Raw genomic sequence first — 406 nt, 5'->3', positions numbered from 1 at the left:
TGAGGCGATTGAACAATTTGAGGATTGATATATTCATGATCGAATAAAGTACCAGGATCCTTTTTAAAACGCCGGTTTATTTCTGCTAGTGCTGCGACTAATCGTTCAAGATCCAGTGTACGGTCTCCGACTGAAATATAAGCCAGGATATTCGCTACGTCACCGAACTCGATTTGGATATCGTATTCATCGCGTAAAATATCATACACTTCAATGCCAGCCAATCCCATTTGGCGCGTATGAATCGACAATTTGGACTCATCGAAATCATAGATAGTATCGCCGTTGATTAGCTCTTTAGAATATGCATAGTAGCCGCCGATCTGATTGACTTCATCACGTGTATACTGCGCCATCGTGATCACCTTATCGAAGATTTCCTGCCCGTGTAGTGCCAGGTTCTTAC

General features: G+C 42.6%; 1 pseudogene. It reads right to left on the bottom strand.

The window, feature by feature from the left end:
* Window positions 1-406: pseudogene (locus CSV68_RS16795) on the bottom strand (arginine decarboxylase); the annotation flags it as partial.

It is taken from the genome of Sporosarcina sp. P29 (genome assembly GCF_002743265.1).
Taxonomy (GTDB): Bacteria; Bacillota; Bacilli; order Bacillales_A; family Planococcaceae; genus Sporosarcina.
The sequence above is the reverse complement of the archived record's forward strand: the minus strand, read 5'-3'. Positions and strand labels throughout refer to the sequence as shown.